The sequence below is a fragment of the Paenibacillus nicotianae genome (assembly GCF_042681745.1).
In the GTDB taxonomy this organism is placed as follows: Bacteria; Bacillota; Bacilli; order Paenibacillales; family Paenibacillaceae; genus Saccharibacillus; species Saccharibacillus nicotianae.
Genome location: NZ_JBHUGF010000011.1, coordinates 225504 through 245975, shown reverse-complemented (window position 1 = coordinate 245975; position 20472 = coordinate 225504). Strand labels below are relative to the sequence as shown.

Genomic DNA, 20472 nt, shown 5'->3' with positions numbered 1-20472 from the left:
GATACTATTGTTTTTTGAAGCCGGATTGAATCTCAGCCATCGCTTCATCTAGATTAGCTGTACCACTCACATAATCCGTCATACCTTTCCAGAACGTTCCTGCGCCTACAGCACTTGGCATCAAGTCAGAACCGTCAAAGCGGATTGTTTTGGCTTCTTGTACAAACTGGGACATACGACGTTCTTGATCATTAGCGAACCAATCATCAGGAGTACCGTTCATTGGAGGTGTTACACCGCCGGATTGAATCCAGCTTTGTAGAGATTCTGCTGTTGTAAAGAATTCCATCACTGCACGTACTTCTGGACGATCATTGAACATCGCATAGATATCACCAGAGATCATAGCTGGTGTACCGTACTGTGGATCAATAGAAGGGAACGGGAACCAGTCATACTCGTCTGCTGTTACACCTTCAGGGATAAACGATACGATAAATCCAGCTTGACGATTCAACCATGCTTTTGGAGGGTCTGTAAACAACGGTTGAATGGAATCACCGAAGTTCGTAGTTACGATTGAACTACGTCCACCGTATACATAATCTTTGTTAAACCAGATATCAGACATTTTTTTCACAGCATTTTTGACAATTGGATCTGTAAATGGCAAATCGCCTTTTACCCATTTGTCATAGTTTTCAGGAGTAGTTGTACGAAGCATAATATCTTCGATCCAGTCTGTTGCAGGCCAGCCTGTTGCTGTACCACTTTCAATACCGATACTCCAAGCAGGATCGCCATCTTTAGCGATTTGCTCTGTTAATGCCATCATTTCATCCCAAGTCTTAGGTACTTCATAACCAGCATCTGCGAATGCTTTTTTGTTGTACCATACTAAGCTTTTCACACTACTACGTGCCCATACGCCCGCAGTAATTTCTTTACCGCCATCACCTTTCATTTTCGCCATATCTAGCCAGCTATCTTTGTATTGCTCTTTAAGATAGTTAGCATCCATAAAGCTAGATACATCGACCACTTTACCAGAGTTAGCGAATCCTTCTAACAATCCTGGTTGCGGGAAGTCAGCGATATCCGGTGCATTACCACCGTTGACACGTACGTTGATTGTCGCTTCAAATTCTTTGGAACCTTCATAAGCAATATCAATACCGGTTTGATCTTCAAATGCTTTGATACTTGCATTGAATTTCTGCTCATCCGCGTCTACGAATGGACCGTACATTGTAACTTTAGTTCCTTTATATTCACCTTTTAAGGCTTTTTCCAATTCAGATCCGGCTGGAACTTTCGCTGTTTTAATCATATCTGCGCCTGTTGTTGCTGTAGCTGTTGTGTCTGTTCCTGTTGCAGCGGGTTCTGTTGTAGCTGTATTACTTGTTGTTCCTCCACATGCACTCATGACGACTGAAAATAGCAAAACCATCATCAGTGACATTGTGCTGCTTTTTTTCAACTTACGCTTCATGTACTCAGCCCCTTTTTTTTGATTACACCTGTACCAAAAAACAATAAAAAGAACATAAATAGCAAAATTAGATATTTTTTACTTCTTACCCATTTTCTTATGTAATGAGTAAAAAGTAAATAGGAATTTGATAACGCTATCAAAAAATATTCAAACTCCTGTTCTACAGTAGAAAAATAGCAGTCACAAAAGAGAAGGATTACATCTATGAATGTACTCACAACAATCTTTGCAAACGCTTGCATTCATCTGCAATCTCATTTTAGGACATGATTGAATCAGAAGCAAGAGTTATTTTCATCGATGAAAATAATTTAAATTTACCCTTATCTTTGTCATATATCTCCATTAATTATTAATAGATATGTAATGCATAAAAACGAATATACGGATTAAAAAAAATTGTTCAGAAATTGTTCAGTCTGATTCGATATAGTAAAAACAAGATTCACGATTCAAAAAACAAAGGGGAAATTCATAGCATGAAAAAATGGATGATTTTATGCTTAGCTGCATTGATTGCATTGCCGGGGACAGCAACGACAAATGTTTTTGCTGAGGACAATACAACCAATACAACAACTAGCAACGAATCAAGCTCGGTTACCAATGACACTTACTCTTCTGGCACTCCTGTCACTCATGTCGAAAGTACAAATACTGGTGTTTCTTCTAATCAAACAAACAGTAAACCTGTGATTACGTTGATTGGCGATGCACAGATTCAAATCAAAGTAGGGGCAACTTTTACAGATCCAGGCGTAACCGTACAAGACGATGTATATCCTGATCTCAAAACAGCTAATATCACTTACGAGTACAACGGTTCTCCTGTAACTAAAGTTGATACGAGTTTAGAAGGTATATTCAAGATTCACTACAATGTAACTAATGGTGATAATGTAGCCGCTGATGAGGTTATCCGCACAGTTCTTGTTACAAGTTCCAAACAATATATCGATTTATCAAGCGTTAATCTTTCTAACGCTTATGGTATGGCATACTATGGTGATTATGTTTATGTCGCTCAACGCGATCAAGGAATATCTCGTGTAGATCTTTACACAGGTAAAGTAACTTCTGTTGTAAAAACTCCTCGTTCTTTTATGGGAGTTGCTTTAAATTCTTCTGGTGACTTGTTTTATACTATTGATAGTGATCCGAATATTTACAAAGTATCTCACAAAGATATGCTTGAATTACCATTGAGTAATACAGCCTTCAGTGAGAGCAGTACTGTATTCTTTTCTGACAAATATAATTATATTTATGGTTTAGCTATCGATGCTAAAGATAATGTATATTTCTCTGATTATTTCACAAAAGCTATTTTAAAAATTCCAGCAGGTACAAACAGTGCTAAAGTTGTGATTGAGAACTTTAATACCTACTTTACAAGCTTTTCTTTTGACCTATCTGGAAATCTTTATACAGCTGGAGATAATGAAAAAGTATATCGAATTTCTTCGCAAGATTTGAACAGTATTCCTTTACAGTCAAGCAGTTTAGTTAATTTAAACCCCAATTCTTATATCAGTGCTTACGGAATAGTTTTTCTTCCTAATGGTGATTCTTATATTGGTAGTAGTGGGTCAATGCAAAAATCACCTTTACAACCTACCGCTCCAATTATTGATCTTATTGGGAGTTCTACAATCACGTTAAGTGTAGGTGATACTTTTGTAGAACCTGGTGTAATTATTACAGATAGCACCTATACTGATCTGGTCGCAAAAGTGAGCTATACGTTAAACGGTACTCCTGTTTCTAGTATAGACACCAATATTGCTGGTACGTACACCATTTATTACAATGTTACTAATCCTGCAAAGCTCTCTGCAAATGAAGTCATTCGTACTGTTATTGTTAAAGCTGCACCTACTGAGCTTTCTCAAGTTGATCTTAATCGTCCATTTGAATTGGCATATTTCAACGGCGATATGTACTATGCTGATTATGATCGTGGTATTTACAAAGTATCTACAACAACTTTTAAAACTACTCGTATTGCTAAAAGCAAAAACATTGTCGCTGTAACGATGAATCAAGCAGGCGATATATACTACGCTAAATCGGGTGACTCTAACGTATGGCTACTGAAAAGTAAGTACCTTCAAGATAGCGAGTCGTTGCCTTATAGCTCATCAGAGTTAGAAGATTATAGTACTGTTGTTTATACTCTACCTATTCAAACATTGAACCCACCAATTGGATCTAACGAAAATATCCAGATTGAAGGTTTCCAAAATATTACACAGATTACTGGACTGGCTTTAGATCAACAACAACGTCTGTATATAGCAACTGTAGAAGATGGTTATAGTAGTGCTACTTCTCAAATCATTCGTATATCGGGTTACAACTTAAATCCAGAAGTGGTAGCATCTTATCCAACAGTCATTCGTGGTATTACAATTAGTCCGCTTGGTAATTTGTATGTAAATGTTGGATACTCTTACTTGTATAAAGCTAAAGCTTCCTTACTTCAAAATCTTCCAGTTGCAACAGAAAATTTTGAAATGATGGGCAAAACAAATTTTGCTTACGGTGTTGCATTCTTACCGGATCTTACAGGTTATACAAGTTCGGTTGAATCCAATACATTGACTAAACTAGGATTTTTAGATAAAGGTGAAACAGTTCCTGTAACCAAAGTTACTTTAGACAAAGCAACATTAGAGTTCAAGAAAAAAGGCGCTGCTCAAACGTTAAAAGCAACCGTTACTCCTGATAATGCTACAGATTCCACTGTATTATGGATTAGTAGCAACCCAAGTGTAGCGACTGTAGCCGATGGTGTTGTTAGTCCAATCGGTAAAGGTACAGCGATCATTAGCGCTTACTCTGTAACTCAAAAAGAAATTTTTGCAAGTGCAACTGTAACAGTAAAAGATTCCGATGATAAAACATCTTCTTCAGGTGGTTCACAAAAGATCACACTTGATGTAGACGATGGTAAAGGTAAAACAACGATTCCTGCTACAGCAGTGGTCAACCGTACAACTCAAGCAAGTGGTCAAAAACAAGATCAAATTACGTTCTCAACGGATAAAGTGATCGAAGCAATCTCCAAATTAAAAGAAGCTGCTCAACAAACGGTTCGTCTAGTAGTTCCAGATGCTAGCGATGAAGTATCTCAAACCGATATTACATTACCGTTAACAGCAGCAAAAGATTTGAAAAATGCAGCAATGAACTTGGAAATCAGCACGAACGATGCGAAATTGTCTGTGGCTTCTACTTCATTGAACAATATCACGAATGATCTTTATTTCCACTTTGTACCGCTCAAAACTGTAGCACAACAAAATGCAGTAGCGAATCGTGCAAAACAAGAAGAAATCGTGAAGCAAGCTCTAGGCGATGGTAATATCTCTGTAGTGGGTCGTCCAATGACGATCGAAACGAATTTGCAAAATCAACCGGTTCAATTGGTAATGCCGATCGACAACAGTGTTATTCCACAAGATGCAACAGCCAAACAACAATGGTTAAATCAATTGCGTATCTTTATCGAGCATAGTGATGGCGATCGTGAATTGGTACAACCAAGTGTAGTAGATTATGGTAATGGTCAGACAGGTCTACAATTTACAGTGACTAAATTCAGTACATTTACAATTGTAGATATGCAAAAGCTATCTTCTTCTACAACAAATAATTCAACATCTGATAACAATAATGTCAATACAGATACAACAGCGGGTGTAGTCAAACCTGCATATATTCAAGGATATCCAGATCAAACCTTCCGTCCGAACAACAGTATTACTCGTGCGGAAATGGCTTCACTATTGTACCGTTTGCAAGCTAGTGCACCAACAGCATCTGCTAGTGGTAACGGAAGCTATTCCGACGTATCTGCTACATTCTGGGCACACCAAGCGATTGCTTCGATGCAATCGACTGGATTGATGAAAGGTCTAACGAATGGTAAGTTCGCTCCAGCTCAACCGATCACTCGTGCAGAGATGGCTGCTATTGTAAGCCGCTGGCAAGGTCTTAGCGGTACAGGAAGCTCCTTTGCGAATGATATCAACGGACACTGGGCAGCAAACGATATCAAACGTGTAACAACGGCTGGATTGATGCAAGGTGTATCTCCTTCTAGCTTCCAACCGAATCAACCGTTAACTCGTGCTCAAGCGGTAACGATTTTGAACAAAATTTTAGAAAAAACAGCAAACTTAACAGCTAGCAACAAAGCATGGAAAGATGTTCCTACTAGCCACTGGGCATATGCAGACATCATGGAAGCTTCTAACTCTTACACATTGAAATAAGTAACCGTTAAGAAGAACAAGGAAGTATAGTACAACCCAAAAGGCAACCTCCTATTCGTAGGAAGTTGCCTTTTTATTTGTGTCTGTAATAGAACATTGCATGATATCTGCTGATCATATTGTATTTGTTTATGAGTATTAATTATATTTATATATGGGGTATTCATCAGTACGTCTTAGTAGATAGAACGTATATATTAATGCCCTACCACTCTTTTACCATAAAAGAATGTATTCCAATCTCCATCACTATGACGTAAAGCCAGATAAATATATAGCGACGTCGAAAAGTTACCCAGACAGATACATAATACGATCCAAAGAAGCAATTTCCAACCTGATTCTTTGCGAAAAATCATCCACGAAATAAACAAAATCATGCCCACATAGAAATCAACCAAAACCAACCGACCCCATAATAGCGATAACAATGCTTTCCCCTCTACCAGTACATCACCAAATACAGCCCCATACACATTGCTACAAATCATCACAATAAACAAAACCAAACTCAACACCTTAGCCGTTTTCATAGATTGCTCATCCCCTTCTCTCACGACATTTTCATTCCATATATAGATCATTGAACTTTATACTAACCCTCCCCCTTCAAGGAGAGGAATCATTCACACTTGTTTTAAATTACCCACCTCCATCCCTCCTAGCACAGAGCGGAAGAAAATAATTTATTCTGAAAGTCGCCTTTGAAGTCTAATCCCGACTGCTTGCCAGTCATTCAAGGGATTAGACTTCACCAGTGACAGCAAGAACAAATTATTTTCTGGAGCGCTGTCCCAAAACCCTAAACCAATTATTCCGATATTTTAACTCCACATGATATTCTGTTAAAATAGAAAGAGTAATCAAGCAAAGAGATCAAAGGAGCTGAATGAATCATGACTGAAAAACAACAATTAGGGAAAAGCGATCTACGGGTAAATCCTATCGGACTGGGCACCAATGCAGTTGGTGGACATAATATTTATCCTAATTTGGATGAAGAAGTCGGTAAAGAAATGATCCGTACTGCATTAGCAGAAGGAATTGATTTTCTAGATACTGCATTCATTTATGGACCTAAGCGCTCGGAAGAATTGATTGGTGAAGTGCTTCAAGAAACAGGTAAGCGCAAAGAGGTTATTATTGCTACCAAAGGTGCTCATAAATTTACAGATAGCGGTGAAGTCGTGATTGATAATTCACCGGAATTTCTACGTGCAAGTGTAGAAGGCAGTCTACAACGTCTACAAACCGATTATATCGATTTATTTTATATTCATTTTCCAGACGAACATACACCGAAAGATCAAGCTGTCGCCGAGCTGAAAAAATTGAAAAACGAAGGTAAAATTCGAGCGATTGGCGTATCTAACTTCTCGTTAGAACAGTTAAAAGAAGCTAACAAACATGGTGATGTAGATGTACTTCAATCTCATTACAATCTTTTCCACCGGGATGCGGAAAAAGATTTATTGCCTTATACCGCTGAACATGGAATTACGTTTATTCCTTATTTCCCGCTGGCTTCTGGTCTATTAGGTGGTAAATATACCAAAGACACCAAGTTCGACGATCTTCGTGCCAATGATCCGCTATTTGCAGGCGATGCTTTTGTACACAATTTAGAAAAAGTTGAAAAACTTCGTCCGATTGCGCAAGCCAAAGGTGTCGATATCGCTCATATCGTACTGGCATGGTATCTTACACGCGACTCTATTGATGCTGTTATTCCAGGTGCGAAACGTGCAGATCAGGTGAAAGATAATCTCAAAACGTTAAGCGTACAATTAACACCACAAGAAATTGCTCAGATCGATACTATTTTTAGCTAAATTACAAAAAAAGCCGAGTGCCTACATTATCTGTAGGTGCTCGGCTTTTAGTTTATTTCGATTTCGTTATCGATTAGATACGCATATGATCCACACGCCAGTTCGTAATCGCATTTTCGATATCGGAACCGGATAGATTTTGATTCGCTGCACGTTCGCATAAAGCAGGAAATTCTTCATCACTTGCATAGCGAAGTGCAATAATTTGAGCTTTGGATAGACGAGGGTCCAACTCTTTACCGGTCAAACGGAAATAACGGAACTGCTCTTCAATACGCACAATACGATCTTGCGTTTTGGTCGCATAGACCCGAATCCGCGGAATCGCAAAAAATAAACAAACCATCAATATTAACAATAACCATGATAACAATACATGCTCATCATAACGAATCGCTTCAACCCAGTAGATCACAGTTAACACAAACGTTACTAATAAAAGAGGCAAAGCCACAAAATGATACGGCCAATCATAACGAATTGATTTCTTCTTCGGTGGTGTTGCCATGATTACACATCCTTTTCCTACTGTAAATGTATTTCCCATGTATTATTACACCAATCACTGGAAATACTACCATGATCACAAAGAAAGAAAAGATATCGACAGTGTACAGCGCATCATGACTCACACTTATAGAAGAAACATAACGAACAACATAATCTTACTTTATACGTTAAACCATACGTTAAGCAGGGTATCCTCCACCCGGTGGTGGCCATGCGCCAAACAGACGACGTAACAACACGATTTCGCCCAAATGATACGTATTATGAGAAGCAATATTACGTAGTAATCCAGCAGCCGTTTCGCCCGGGAAATGAACTAATGGTTGCTCGAGATTCATCGTGCGTGCTAACTCACAAGCATAATCGATCCCTTGTAAAAAGCGATCTAATACATCTTGCCATGTCGCTTCATCGACAGCTTGTACTTCTGTAGGCCAACTTTCGCTTACATTCGCTGGCAGTTGAGGCTTTTCTCCTCGTAAATGAGTTAACATAAAGTCTTGCCAGTAACTCATATGACTGATTAACTGATAAATCGTATACGGCGAGTGTTCCAAAGAACGACCCGATAATTCTAGATCGATATCTGACAATGCACGCGCAATCGGCAAATGCCCTCTTTCTCCGATCAAAGACTGTATTAACGCTTTGGAAAAAGCTTCTTGAGAAGAAATGGTCATATAAATGCTCCTTTTTCGTGTTTATTCCGGTTGAGGTGGTTGAATAATACCTATAGAAAATAAGAAAATGAGAATAATTAAAATCGGTGCAATATAACGTAAAATAAACATCCACGTATCGTACCAGAATCCAGATAATCCTGCTTCTTCACCTGCACGTTTCCATGCATATCCGGTAAAGATCGTGACAATAAATCCGCCTACAGGCATCAAAATATAAGAAGTGACAAAGTCGAATAGATCAAAAATACTTTTGCCATCCAATGTAATAAAGCTAAGTACACCGCCTACAGATAACGCAGCCGGAACACCCAGTATGAACGAAAAAATACAGACGATGCTAGCAGCTTTTTTACGAGTCCAATTCCATTGTCCCATCGCATAAGCTACAGGCACTTCAAGAATAGAGAAACATGAAGTAATCGCCGCAATCGCTAGCAATAAGAAGAATAGACCACCAAAAAAAGCACCTAAAGGCATTTGCGCAAAAGCCGCAGGTAACGCCATAAATGCAAGCCCTACCCCTTGATCTGGTTTGAGTCCATAAGAGAATACGGTTGGGAAAATAATCAACCCTGCTAAAAGCGCATAGAACAAGTCACCTGCTCCAATCGCAAGCGCTGCTTTACCTAAGGACTGCTCTTTGCGTACATAAGAACCATACGTTAACATACAACCCATCCCTAGAGATAAAGAGAAAAATGCATGTCCTAATGCTGTTAAGATCGAAGCTCGACTTAATTTAGAAAAATCAGGTGCTAAGAAAAATTCTACCCCTGCCGCTGCTCCAGGCAACGTCAATGAACGGAACATCAAGATAAGCAAAATCACCAGAAAGCCGGGAATCAGAATCTTGTTGTACTTTTCAATTCCGCCCGATACCCCTTTAGCAATAACGATCCCTGTAATCAGCATTACCACTGCTTGCCAGAACAACGGTGCATATCCACCTGCAAAATTTGTAAATGCTGCTGTAAAATCAGTATTCACATCCGATAGACTACCGCTAAACGATAATACGGTATAGTGTAGTGTCCATCCTGCAACAACACCGTAGTAACACATAATTAAGAAAGAAGTCACTACCGGAACAGTACCGATCCATTTCCAATGCTTTTTCCCTGTAATGTTGAAAAGCGAGGCCGCAGCATTACCCCGTCCACTTCGTCCAATAGCCATTTCTGCCAATAAAATCGGTAGCCCGACTACAATCAGACAAATAATAAACATCAGGAAAAAGGCAGCGCCACCATATTTACCTGTGATATACGGGAACTTCCACATATTCCCCAGACCTACCGAACTACCAATCGCTGCTAAAATAAACCCGCTTGTTGAAAACCGTTCTACTTTGTTACCTGCTTTACCTAAACTTTCTTTTTGTGCCATAGGTATACTCCTTATTGATAAAGTGAATTATGCCTATGTTACACAAAACGTTATATATTGTCCATGAAAAGAAAGTAACAAATTGAAAAAAATCATGATTATTTGTTATTTTGCTGATTGTTAAAGCAATAAGAAAGAAGTTGTTGCTGATCTTCATCTATGATTTCGTGCTTGCTGTACTGATTCTCTGTATATTGTGACAATATTTTGTTCCAGAACGATTGGGTATGATGATTCCGTGAGGAAGCATTGGTCTGTAGTTCCCAATCACCTTGATATTGGTCGAAAACGTGAATAGCGGCTTGCTGAGCGACTCCTTGTCCACGAAATGGACGCATTACAAAAAACTCATTCAAGTAATATTGAGCATGAGAACCAGCAGGCAAATAAGGAGCCGTCGCAATCAAAGCAAATCCAGCAGGTACTCCGTTCACACGAATAATCCACGGATATAGAACCCCTGGATGTCGCCACCAGATCAGAAACACATCGCTTTGCTGGTGAAGTGTAGCATATTCTTCTTCATCAAATATTCCCTGTGAATTGGGCTGACGTTCCCATATCTCTGACAGGTCGTACAAGTAATACGGATACATATTGCATATCATATGTGCTTCTTCTTCCCGGCACAGAGTTATCTGAATATGATCGTTTGTATCGTTATTCATTTTACGCTCCTGTCTGCATCTTCTGCCGAATTCAATTTCCATTCTATCATGACATAATCGCTATATTCACGCCGTATCGTTGCTCTGCAACGCTGGATATACGTATGGCGTAATTTGGCATAGGAGCGCTCATTTTTGAAAATATGTGCAGAGAGTAACCGATATCCTTCCGCCGATAAAGTGTCTCGTAATAACGTAATCACAGGTACAGCTAATTTCAGATCTTGATAATTGAAATAGATTTGAAAATCACTAATATAAACAGCATCCAGCCCTGGCATAATCTCATGAGGATCATCTTCTGACTCGGTAGGCTTAGAAGCTTGCGAATACGTTACCTTGAGATACCCGATCAGCAACATCGAAGCAGGCTGATCGATACATTTACTATTCGACTGATCTGTAGATATATCGTTAGATCCTGCTATCGCCGATTCTAGTGTTCGCAAATAGATATTGAGACTATGAGAGTGCGGTTCAAATGCGATATAAAAATCACCGATCGCACGACTGCACAGTTGAATATACCTCTCTGGCATACAGCACTCCTACTTGTTATTGATTATTTTTGTAGAAATTGAATCGTATATTGAATCGCTTCTAAAGCTTCTTGTACAAATGCTTTATTTTCTTTTTCCCATTCATTCGGATCATCCATAAATGAATCGTCTAACCAATCTTCCAGTCCAGCTACTATTTTGCGACGTTCATTAGGTTGTGCAGGTGCTTTTCCTCGTAATGCTTGGATCGCACTACGCATCACTTTGCAAGAAGATTGGATAAAAGGATAATCATCTTTATCCCATGCTTTGGCATTATCCATATCGTAAAACGCAATCCACTTTTCAATAATTGAAGCGGCTTGTTTGGGTTCTAATTGAGGCATATTGTAATTCTCCATTTCTATAATTAAAAATTGAAATATATCTGACTATGATTTGGCGGATTTGTTCATCGCAACAGAGCGACTCTGCGACTCGTCTGCGATGCGTTGCAATTGATCTGACATATATACTTGAGTACCTGACTTGGAGATCTGAGCGATTCGATACATCGCTCGTGCAACGTCACCTGCTTCGATACCGCGATATTTACGAAGAGGCCCTATCATTAGAAATGATAATGCTTGAGAGACCACAGCGCCAAATTGCTCCCCTGCGCGGCTATTTTTACGTTTGCCTAACAATAAAGACGGGCGAACAATCGATAACGAAGAATAACCTACTTGTTGCAATCGTTGCTCCATATCACCTTTGGTACGTGTATAGAAAATACTTGATTTGGGATCAGCACCCATCGAACTGATCACGATAAACTGCTTGGCTCCTTGTTTGTAAGCCACCATAGCTACAGATACCGGGTACAATACATCAATTTCGATCATCTGTGCTTGAGTACCTGCTTGCTTAATCGTTGTACCGAGACAGCAAAAGACATCGTCTGCTTGCATCTCTGCACGATAATCTTCTAGTCTACGATAATCCACTACGATCTGTTGCAACTTCAGATGTTGTAGTTGCTGCACAGGTTCGCGGACAAGAGCAATCACTCGTGTATATTCTGTGCTGTCTAATAACTGACGCACTAATTTTTTGCCAACAAGACCTGTTGCTCCAGCGACAAGGGCTGTTTTACCGATCACAACGATCATCTCCATTCTGCGCATCAACTTGGTTCTCTATCTTCTTTATTATCAAGATATCAGCACCAAATTGCAAAATAAAATGATCGTTCGATCAGCAGTCTTTTTTTATAATAAAAACGAAGCGCTACTTCCATTGGTATGAATAATATAATCTGCACCAAGACCACGATAAATTAAGCGTGATTGATTGCCTTCGGTAATCACATATAGCTTCTCTGATGTCCATGCACGACAGATCTGAATATACCGACAACATAAAGGTAGACTACGTTCAAATAAATAGATTTTGCCAATATTCAATTGCGGGATACGCCATAAGTCCTGGCGCTGCGTATCGATCACCAGAATATGCTCAATACCTATCTTTTCAAAGCGAAGCTGATCTGCCTGACTATTCACTATAATAGCAAACGGTATTTTTTTAACTTTGAGTAATTGAATAAATTGTTCTCCTGCTACTGTAGCAGGCGATACCAGTACAAATTCCTGTTCGTACTCCATGCGTGTTCGCTCTCCTCCACTCATTGTAGACAACAAAAAAAGCCGTTAGAAGAGGACCTCTTCATCAGCTTCTAAAACAGGCGCAAAAAAAGCCCCTGATATGGCATAGATGACTGTTGTCGTCTCTCTTATTGCAGCTTACGAGGTTAGCTGACGGATTCGGAAGTAAGAGTCTCCCTACAGATAGTTCGGTCGAAGCCTTTCTATCTGATTCACCCCTGAATAGATCTGTACCATCTTGTCTATTCGTATGGTTCCCCCGCTTTCTGAAAGGTCTGGATATAGCCTTTCAGTCATTAAGCTGTAATGAACTTGAATGAAATCATACGCCCGCCTTTTTCGTTTGTAAAGTAGTCTAGCTACGTGTAAGGAGCGAATTTGAATCAATTCTATTACCTTTTCCACATTATGCTCTTATTTGCATGATCTCATCCTTCTTTTTCTACTATTTGCACACGATTTATATAAACGGTTGTATAAGCGAGTATAAGAGACATTAGAACGTGATTAAGCCAAATGAATCCGATTACATCGTTATTTTCAAGCGTATAACGTCTATTAAAAGCTTACATTTGATTTTACTTCTACCTTCAACGGGACTATGATTGCTAACAATATCTGACATCACAAAAATGTAACAGCTACTTATTGTTCTGCTTTTACTGTGTATAGAGATAGCGATTTTATTTGAAGGAGTGTAGATTTGAGATGAGTTTAATTTCGCCGATCGCGCCTGTTGCTAATACTGTGTCTAAGGTGGATGTGTCTACCCATACTATTCATTCTATTGAAGTATTCCAATATGATAATCATCTGCTTGCCTTACCTGATATGGATGGGTATTTGCATTGCGGGTTGTTAAAAATAGCAAGTCACGGGATTACAGGGTGGGCAGAATATTCGTTTACCGATCAGGTTCAACATTTAGATTTGGTGAAATGGTGTCGGGTGTTCACTGCTCTCAAAAAATGCTCGTTACCGCAGGCGCAATCTTATATCGACCAACATCATGATCTATGGGGAGATGTACGCAGTCAGGTGATGTTAGATGCTCTGACCGACCTATCTAGTCGTCTACAAGATCCTCCAGATGTATGGGCATCTTCTGATATACTGGTGAATCATGCTTTTTTGTTAGATTATACAATCGCTTATTATTCCTTTTAAATAATTATGGTTAATGGATCATAACTACCTCAATAAAGGAGTGTATTTAGCTTGAATTCTGAAAAGATTATGGTCTGTGTATATTATGGCCCCAATGGAGAACGATTGATCAGGCGTGGTATTCATTTATCTCAACTTATTCAATCTCCACTGTGTGTAATGAGTGTCATCGATCATCCGCTTGATGAAATGGATCAACAACAAGAGAACTATGTAGCATTATGGCGTAAATTAACAGAAGAAGCAGGAGGTCATTTTGTACTCTTAGAAAGCAACGGACAAGAAGCGGCTGATATTATCGCTTCCACCGCTCAACAGCATGATATTACTCAACTTATTATTGGACAATCGGCTCAGACTCGCTGGCAAGAAATCATCAAAGGCTCGATTGTAAATGATCTACTGGAAAAGTTGGGAGCTATCGATCTACATATCGTAGCGGTACAGCGTATGCAAGCTCATTTAGAAGAAACCCACGAACAAGGCGTAGATGTAGATGTGATTCAGACCTCGCGCGGATATGAGATTGCCTATGAGACTCATGGTCAATCGATCATTACAGAAGGTATCTTTTTCAAAGATATGCATACTGACTTCGATAATGGATTACTCAAATTATGTATCGACGGACAATATCAATATCTGAAAGTATTCAAAGGCAAGTTGATCGATGAACTGGTATTGGAATCTCATTCGATGTAATAGGTTGTAGATTAGACGTACCATCACTTATAACCTGTAGCCCTTCGTTTTATCAAGCGGTTGCAGGTTATGAGTGATGGTACCGGATATCTAGATTGGACTATATTTTGATTATCCAAAATTTATAATCAAAAATGTGATGCACTATAATGTTTCTCACTGTGCTTCTTCTATAGACATGATAAGGTGAAGTTGTTCCTTTCCACTATCTCATATCAATAAAGGAGTTTATTGAATTATGAAAACAGGATTTGTTGTGATTACAGGCGCATCGTCAAGTATAGGAGAAGCTACCGCCCAACTTTTTATTGCCAAAGGACATAATGTGTTGTTACTTTCTCGTCGTGAAGATCGCTTAAAAGCGTTTGCCGGTCGGCAGGTGATGAAAGCGATTATTGATATTACCGATCGACCTGCTCTGGATCAAGCTATAGCAGAAGCAGAAGAACATTTCGGGCCAGTTAAAGGAATTGTGAATAATGCAGGTCGAATGTTGCTTGGCGATATTACGACTCAAGATCCAGCAGAATGGCAAGAGATGTATAATACTAATGTGATCGGGCTTCTCAATGGAATGCAAGCTGTACTGCCATCCATGATTGAACAAAAGTCAGGCACGATTATCAATATCAGCTCGATTGCAGGTAAAAAAACGTTTACCGATCATGTCGCTTACGGTGGTACCAAATTTGCTGTTCATTCGATTAGTGAAAATGTACGCGAAGAAGTAGCTCCACACAATGTCCGGGTAGTTACAATCTCTCCTGGATTAATAGAGACTGAATGGAACGATCAGACCACTGGCGAAAAAGCCAAACTCAACTTAATGCCACAAACGATTGCAGATACAATTTACTTTGCATTCAATCAGCCTCAAAGTATCAATATTCGTGAGATTGCTTTAGCTCCTACTCAACAGCAAAGTTGATTTACTACAATAACAGATAAGCAAACTACATCACGATTCTAGTGTAGAAAAATATCATATTGGATATACAAAAAGCCCTCCTGATGAGCATGGAGAGCTTTTTGCGTTATACATTAATGTGTTTCCCCTACAATCGTTACATCGGCTACATAAGAGCCTGCCCATAATAAAAATGTAAATCCTTCTTCTAAGGGATCATCTGGATCAGTCAGAAATTGTACTTCTGCATACGTATTCCACGAATTAGGCAATGATTCTGTAATCCGAATCTGGATATTCCATCCTTCATCTGTAGAATTCATGTTGGGATAAGATAGATCCAGATTGAGTTGTTGATCAGTTAACCATTTCTGCTGTGGCAACGAAGTGGGATCTATATTCCATTCGATCAATGCTTGAGTTACCATCATATTTCGCTCCTTTGGTGCTGTAAAATAACAAGCTTTATATCAACATTAGGAAGGTGTATCACTACGAAGCGCGCGTATCGCCCGGTAATCTGCCCAGTTAATCGACTGCCAGGATTGTTCTTTTTCAAATAAATAAGCTTTGTCCTGACGGAAATAGTGTTGGGAAGCAGGCAATAGTGTAGCACTTCGCTGTAACAACACAGGAATCGCATCACTGGACAATCCATTCAAATAATCGAAATCAATCTGCCCTGTCTGCTCATATCGATCCAGATTCTGAATAGCTATGATTCGATCGATACCTACATAGTTCACTACTACATAAGCAGTAAGAGCAAGTACGATATAACATTTGGCAAGCGGCAACCTTTTCCAATATATCCGTAAACCTGCAACCAGTAACAACACAGCCAGAAAGATCATAAATGCGTGGACTAGAAAACGGGTATACGTATATCCATAAGCTTGTTCATATAAGATAAGACGGGCGAATGCTGAATATAACATCACACCAGAGCAAATCAATAAAATATACAACATGCTGTTGTTGATACGGCGCAAAATAGTAGAGCTGTCTGCCATATACAATAGTACACATACCATAATGATAAAGTTCAATGAAGTAACCATCACCAGTTCAAGAAATCCACTACGAGCATACTCGGCATACGAATGACCATCAGGAATCTGTCCTTGTCCTGCGCCAAATAAGTAAGAAAACTGGATCACTACAAATAGTACATACACGATATTAATCAAGATCAGTATCGTCGCCATAATAATCGGATCGATTCGGATCGGCTGACGCGTAGCAACCGGATAAGTGGGTAACGGTGGTGGCCCATATACAGTCGGAACAGGTGAAGATAGCTCTACGTCAGAGACAGAAGAAGCCGAACTGTGTAGTGGTTGTTGTCTATTATCAGCTACCGATGGATAGATATACGGTTGTACAAATCCCCACAAATAGCCGAAAAAGAGTATGCCTCCAATCACAATCCAGAGCACACGAACACTACCTTCTCCAAATGACAACCCGTCGATCCAGTTCGGCAATGCAGATAATAAATTTCCAAATATGCGATCAGCGGATGTTAGCAGACTAATAATAATTAATAGTAGCGGAAAAGCAATCACCAGACCGATCAATACTTTAGTTACGATTTTCTTTTTTTCATGTTCCATTTTGCCTGTAGCGGCATTTTTGAGTATACGAAAAGGAGTCACCCAATGCCTTACTGCTTGTGGAATCATATGATCCAATGCGTCGATCAATAACAGGGGACGATGCCATGATAATCTGCGATAACTAAGCATGTAAGCAAGATGCAAAAAGATCAAACAAGGCACAAACAAAGCATTAAGCGCCATAAAAATAAGATTGGTGAACAACCCATACGTTAATGACAATAAAATAATAACGGTCATCGCAAAACGACTAAACCACGATCCTTCGCGTAATTTGTCGCCTGCATAAGTATACATATACAAGTAAAACAAAAGAATAAATACCGGATACGAAATCCCCAGACTATGCCCGTAAAATAAATACTGATGAACGGTCGCCAGCCCGAACGCGCCAAGCAAAGCAATCCACGTACGATGCTTAGCCACAATCAATTTCTCGTACATTTTGAGATCTCCTTTTTTTGAGGCTATACCTTTGTAGTCACCTCATGTTGCATCATATGTTTTTGAACGGCTAATATAGCCAGTCGACTGCTTTTACTTTGTGTGCAATGTGGTAGTTTGTTGTTATTTTTATTGTAGATGATAAAATAAGAAGATAAAGAGAAGAATTATTTTATTAAATTTCCTATTTTAACAAAGATGTACTACACTCAATCCTTTTATTTCTAATGTCCCTACATCTTTATAAAACTTGCCAACACCTAACCCATACATTTTCTATTATTTAAAAAGCTAATTAATAATCTCTTAATCTCTAAAATCCCAATTCTCAAAATCTCTAATCTTAAAATCTCTAAATCTTAAAAACCTAAATCGTAAAATTTCTAAATCGTAAAAACCCTAATTCTAAATCCCCAAACACTAAAATCACCACACCTCACTCTTACGCCTGTTCCGCCCTACCCTGCCCGCCCCACATTACAATCATTGTGGTGTCTCCATGCTCGGAGCGGAGGGAAAGGAATCGTCCGTAAGAAGCGAAGCGTTCGCCTTTGTAGCCGGATTTTGACCGCTACAGCGGTTGTTCAAAAAATCCGGCTACAACAGCGATCGATAGGACGATCCTTTCCCGGAGCGGTCCCAACATGTAACCCAAGGAGTATAATCCCTATGAAATTACATCATCAGTTTTTGTTATTACATTCACAGTATGGTCAGCATAGCGAAGTACAGATTACATTAGACGAATTAGCCACTACCTTTGAATGTACCCATCGGAATGCACTGAATTTAATCACGCGAATGACAGAACAAGGTTGGATCAAGTGGAGTTCACAGCGTGGCAGAGGACGACGTTCGACCCTTACTTTTGTGATTCAGCCTGAAGAAATCGCTATCGAGTCTATGATGCATACTATTCAGCGCAAAGATATTCAGCAGACGTTGACTGAAATTCGGCAATATGCTCAATCTTCCACCTTAGAAAATCGAGTACAAGATTGGTTGTTTGGTTACTTCGGCCCTCATTCTGAAATACAACGCAATCGACAAGTCGATACACTACGATTACCGATTCGTCAGCAGATTCATACAGTAGATCCGCTATATATGAATTTGCTAGCAGAGTCTTTTGTATCCAGTCATATTTTTGATGGATTGGTACGACAGGCTTCTCATTCACAGCAGATTATTCCGCATCTGGCACATGATTGGGAAGTGAATGAACAACGTACCGAATGGACATTTTTTCTACGAAAAGAAGTGATGTTTCATCATGGGCAAATGATGACAGCAGACGATATTGTGTATACATTTCAGCGATTGATGGAGACAGCGCAACCGATGTTATATCGCTTTATCGCCAAGCAAATACAATCTGTACGCGCGCTCAACAACAATACGGTGCAGATCATTTTGAAGCAACCGAGTGAATTGTTTTTACCTTTTTTGTGCACCAGTCGAGCGGCGATTGTGCCTAACGGATTGAATCGAAGAGGAGAAGAGTTATTCGGGGTGAAGCCTAGCGGTACAGGGCCTTTTCGGATGGTCGAAATGAGTAAAGATAACTGTGTACTGGAAGTGTTTAAGCCTCATTTTCTAGGTCGGGCGCATCTGGATCAGGTGGAGATTATTCATATTCCCTGGAATGTTGCACCAGATCAGCTAGAGCAGACTGATCGTCAATCTCCTTTTCATATGATGCATCAACATACATCCGGTTCAGCATCAGAACAAGGAGCATGGAGCCAGATGCATTCGCCTGTAACGGTACGCAAATTCGTCACTTATAATACACGCAAAGAAGGATTACTACGTGATCCACATATTCGTGCTCATATTAGTCGATGCCTGCAATATGCACGGGAAGTAGAGTCTTTAGTGATAACCAGCACTGTCTTCGAAAATAGTTCCGATCACATCGAAAATGATACAGAAAACAATTCTACTACCAATAACAATACTTCTTCTGCACCTCATGATTCTTTGGATATGAATAGCCGTTCTAACTACAGTTATCCTAAAAAGCTTCATCCTGAACTGGATCAAGCAACGATATCCCAGATCGCCGAGACACCGCTTCGAATCCTCACGATTCCACAATATCGCAAAGATGCTCGCTGGATTGCGAATACATTACAGCAAGCAGGGTATCAGTGCAACGTGGTATCTACGCCTGTAGAGCAATTCAAAGGCAGTGTACGGATGGAATCGGATCTGATTGTCTTTTCACTGACACGCGATCAAGACGAGCAATTACGATTATTTGATCTTTATCGTACACTAGCCGGTCATGTAGAACATCATACTGTGATTGATATTGAAACTCTATTAGAACAGATTCAGCGTCAACCGGATCCATTAATACGTACTCAATATTTTCAGCAGATTGAAGATCGGTTACTGGCAGAATATCAATTGCATATTTTATATGAAAAGCCTTTTCAGACAACATATCTTCCTTCTGTACGCGGAGTGACCTTTAACAGTCAGGGTTGGGTCGATCTTCGTCATATCTGGTTCCCGCCCAAATTATAAATGGTTGTGCTATACAGCTCTGATAAACAGGATATATCTGCAAAGTCAAAAAAACCTGCTTCCTTTAGATCAAGGAGCAGGTTTTGATTTCGCCTATTTTCAATAGTATTCTAGTATATTGCTAATAACTTCAATATAGGTAGATTATCCAATAGGTT

Annotated in this window: 18 protein-coding genes and 1 riboswitch; of the genes, 6 read left to right on the top strand and 12 right to left on the bottom strand. The window is 39.5% G+C overall.

Translation table 11 applies throughout. The annotated features are described in order from the left end of the window. Positions 1 to 4: 4 nt before the first annotated feature. A complete protein-coding gene (locus ACFSGI_RS19845; protein WP_204825938.1) occupies positions 5 to 1432 on the bottom strand; it encodes an ABC transporter substrate-binding protein in 1428 nt (475 codons plus the stop codon). 482 nt (positions 1433 to 1914) lie between these two features. On the opposite strand from ACFSGI_RS19845, the gene ACFSGI_RS19840 reads away from it, so the two are divergent. After that, positions 1915 to 5715, top strand: coding sequence for an S-layer homology domain-containing protein (locus tag ACFSGI_RS19840; protein ID WP_204825937.1), 3801 nt, complete (start codon positions 1915 to 1917; stop codon positions 5713 to 5715). A gap of 197 nt (positions 5716 to 5912) precedes the next feature. On the opposite strand, the gene ACFSGI_RS19835 is transcribed toward ACFSGI_RS19840, so the two are convergent. Then, complete coding sequence (locus ACFSGI_RS19835) at positions 5913 to 6248, bottom strand: DUF1475 family protein (protein ID WP_204825936.1); 336 nt, start codon at positions 6246 to 6248, stop codon at positions 5913 to 5915. Between the two features lie 363 nt (positions 6249 to 6611). Between ACFSGI_RS19835 and ACFSGI_RS19830 the strand changes: the two genes are divergently transcribed. Continuing rightward, entirely contained in the window at positions 6612 to 7547 is a 936-nt protein-coding gene (locus ACFSGI_RS19830) for an aldo/keto reductase (RefSeq protein WP_204825935.1), read from the top strand. A gap of 73 nt (positions 7548 to 7620) precedes the next feature. Here ACFSGI_RS19830 and ACFSGI_RS19825 read toward each other — a convergent pair whose 3' ends face one another. From ACFSGI_RS19825 to ACFSGI_RS19790, 8 genes are all read right to left on the bottom strand, one after another. Further along, complete coding sequence (locus ACFSGI_RS19825; RefSeq protein WP_204825934.1) at positions 7621 to 8055, bottom strand: DUF6526 family protein; 435 nt, start codon at positions 8053 to 8055, stop codon at positions 7621 to 7623. 181 nt (positions 8056 to 8236) lie between these two features. Next, the gene (locus tag ACFSGI_RS19820; RefSeq protein WP_204825933.1) at positions 8237 to 8737 is read right to left on the bottom strand and encodes a DinB family protein; all 501 of its coding nucleotides are present in this window, start codon (positions 8735 to 8737) and stop codon (positions 8237 to 8239) included. Positions 8738 to 8758: 21 nt separating this feature from the next. Beyond that, the gene (locus ACFSGI_RS19815; protein ID WP_204825932.1) at positions 8759 to 10126 is read right to left on the bottom strand and encodes a sodium-dependent transporter; all 1368 of its coding nucleotides are present in this window, start codon (positions 10124 to 10126) and stop codon (positions 8759 to 8761) included. 98 nt (positions 10127 to 10224) lie between these two features. Further along, on the bottom strand, positions 10225 to 10794 hold the full coding sequence (locus tag ACFSGI_RS19810) for a GNAT family N-acetyltransferase (RefSeq protein ID WP_204825931.1): 570 nt from the start codon (positions 10792 to 10794) through the stop codon (positions 10225 to 10227). Then, a complete protein-coding gene (locus ACFSGI_RS19805; RefSeq protein ID WP_204825930.1) occupies positions 10791 to 11333 on the bottom strand; it encodes a hypothetical protein in 543 nt (180 codons plus the stop codon). The genes ACFSGI_RS19810 and ACFSGI_RS19805 overlap by 4 nt, the downstream gene beginning before the upstream one ends. Positions 11334 to 11356: 23 nt before the next feature. Then, a complete protein-coding gene (locus tag ACFSGI_RS19800) occupies positions 11357 to 11680 on the bottom strand; it encodes a hypothetical protein (RefSeq protein ID WP_204825929.1) in 324 nt (107 codons plus the stop codon). Between the two features lie 45 nt (positions 11681 to 11725). Further along, positions 11726 to 12451 (bottom strand): NAD(P)H-binding protein, encoded by a 726-nt coding sequence (locus ACFSGI_RS19795; protein WP_379284159.1) that lies wholly within the window; start codon positions 12449 to 12451, stop codon positions 11726 to 11728. A 93-nt stretch (positions 12452 to 12544) separates the two neighbouring features. Then, complete coding sequence (locus tag ACFSGI_RS19790; RefSeq protein WP_204825928.1) at positions 12545 to 12940, bottom strand: hypothetical protein; 396 nt, start codon at positions 12938 to 12940, stop codon at positions 12545 to 12547. 120 nt (positions 12941 to 13060) lie between these two features. Further along, a riboswitch (cyclic di-AMP (ydaO/yuaA leader) is annotated at positions 13061 to 13237 on the bottom strand. 411 nt (positions 13238 to 13648) lie between these two features. Here ACFSGI_RS19790 and ACFSGI_RS19785 point away from each other — a divergent pair. The 3 genes from ACFSGI_RS19785 to ACFSGI_RS19775 all read left to right on the top strand — a co-directional run bounded on the left by ACFSGI_RS19785 (position 13649) and on the right by ACFSGI_RS19775 (position 15737). Next, positions 13649 to 14107: a hypothetical protein gene (locus ACFSGI_RS19785; RefSeq protein WP_204825927.1), complete on the top strand. Its 459-nt coding sequence runs from the start codon at positions 13649 to 13651 to the stop codon at positions 14105 to 14107. Positions 14108 to 14158: 51 nt separating this feature from the next. Then, positions 14159 to 14809, top strand: a complete 651-nt coding sequence (locus ACFSGI_RS19780; RefSeq protein WP_204825926.1) for a universal stress protein — start codon at positions 14159 to 14161, stop codon at positions 14807 to 14809. Between the two features lie 238 nt (positions 14810 to 15047). Further along, positions 15048 to 15737, top strand: a complete 690-nt coding sequence (locus ACFSGI_RS19775) for an SDR family oxidoreductase (protein ID WP_204825925.1) — start codon at positions 15048 to 15050, stop codon at positions 15735 to 15737. A 113-nt stretch (positions 15738 to 15850) separates the two neighbouring features. Here ACFSGI_RS19775 and ACFSGI_RS19770 read toward each other — a convergent pair whose 3' ends face one another. Continuing rightward, complete coding sequence (locus tag ACFSGI_RS19770) at positions 15851 to 16147, bottom strand: hypothetical protein (protein ID WP_204825924.1); 297 nt, start codon at positions 16145 to 16147, stop codon at positions 15851 to 15853. A 45-nt stretch (positions 16148 to 16192) separates the two neighbouring features. After that, positions 16193 to 17779: a DUF4153 domain-containing protein gene (locus ACFSGI_RS19765; RefSeq protein ID WP_204825923.1), complete on the bottom strand. Its 1587-nt coding sequence runs from the start codon at positions 17777 to 17779 to the stop codon at positions 16193 to 16195. Between the two features lie 669 nt (positions 17780 to 18448). On the opposite strand from ACFSGI_RS19765, the gene ACFSGI_RS19760 reads away from it, so the two are divergent. Continuing rightward, entirely contained in the window at positions 18449 to 20314 is a 1866-nt protein-coding gene (locus ACFSGI_RS19760; protein WP_379284155.1) for an ABC transporter substrate-binding protein, read from the top strand. Positions 20315 to 20472 lie beyond the last annotated feature (158 nt).

Coding starts and splice junctions, on each gene's coding strand:
- ACFSGI_RS19845 (WP_204825938.1), bottom strand. CDS start 1,432: ATGAAGCGTAAGTTGAAAAAAAGCAGCACAATGTCACTGATGATGGTT.
- ACFSGI_RS19840 (WP_204825937.1), top strand. CDS start 1,915: ATGAAAAAATGGATGATTTTATGCTTAGCTGCATTGATTGCATTGCCG.
- ACFSGI_RS19835 (WP_204825936.1), bottom strand. CDS start 6,248: ATGAAAACGGCTAAGGTGTTGAGTTTGGTTTTGTTTATTGTGATGATT.
- ACFSGI_RS19830 (WP_204825935.1), top strand. CDS start 6,612: ATGACTGAAAAACAACAATTAGGGAAAAGCGATCTACGGGTAAATCCT.
- ACFSGI_RS19825 (WP_204825934.1), bottom strand. CDS start 8,055: ATGGCAACACCACCGAAGAAGAAATCAATTCGTTATGATTGGCCGTAT.
- ACFSGI_RS19820 (WP_204825933.1), bottom strand. CDS start 8,737: ATGACCATTTCTTCTCAAGAAGCTTTTTCCAAAGCGTTAATACAGTCT.
- ACFSGI_RS19815 (WP_204825932.1), bottom strand. CDS start 10,126: ATGGCACAAAAAGAAAGTTTAGGTAAAGCAGGTAACAAAGTAGAACGG.
- ACFSGI_RS19810 (WP_204825931.1), bottom strand. CDS start 10,794: ATGAATAACGATACAAACGATCATATTCAGATAACTCTGTGCCGGGAA.
- ACFSGI_RS19805 (WP_204825930.1), bottom strand. CDS start 11,333: ATGCCAGAGAGGTATATTCAACTGTGCAGTCGTGCGATCGGTGATTTT.
- ACFSGI_RS19800 (WP_204825929.1), bottom strand. CDS start 11,680: ATGCCTCAATTAGAACCCAAACAAGCCGCTTCAATTATTGAAAAGTGG.
- ACFSGI_RS19795 (WP_379284159.1), bottom strand. CDS start 12,451: ATGGAGATGATCGTTGTGATCGGTAAAACAGCCCTTGTCGCTGGAGCA.
- ACFSGI_RS19790 (WP_204825928.1), bottom strand. CDS start 12,940: ATGGAGTACGAACAGGAATTTGTACTGGTATCGCCTGCTACAGTAGCA.
- ACFSGI_RS19785 (WP_204825927.1), top strand. CDS start 13,649: ATGAGTTTAATTTCGCCGATCGCGCCTGTTGCTAATACTGTGTCTAAG.
- ACFSGI_RS19775 (WP_204825925.1), top strand. CDS start 15,048: ATGAAAACAGGATTTGTTGTGATTACAGGCGCATCGTCAAGTATAGGA.
- ACFSGI_RS19770 (WP_204825924.1), bottom strand. CDS start 16,147: ATGATGGTAACTCAAGCATTGATCGAATGGAATATAGATCCCACTTCG.
- ACFSGI_RS19765 (WP_204825923.1), bottom strand. CDS start 17,779: ATGTACGAGAAATTGATTGTGGCTAAGCATCGTACGTGGATTGCTTTG.
- ACFSGI_RS19760 (WP_379284155.1), top strand. CDS start 18,449: ATGAAATTACATCATCAGTTTTTGTTATTACATTCACAGTATGGTCAG.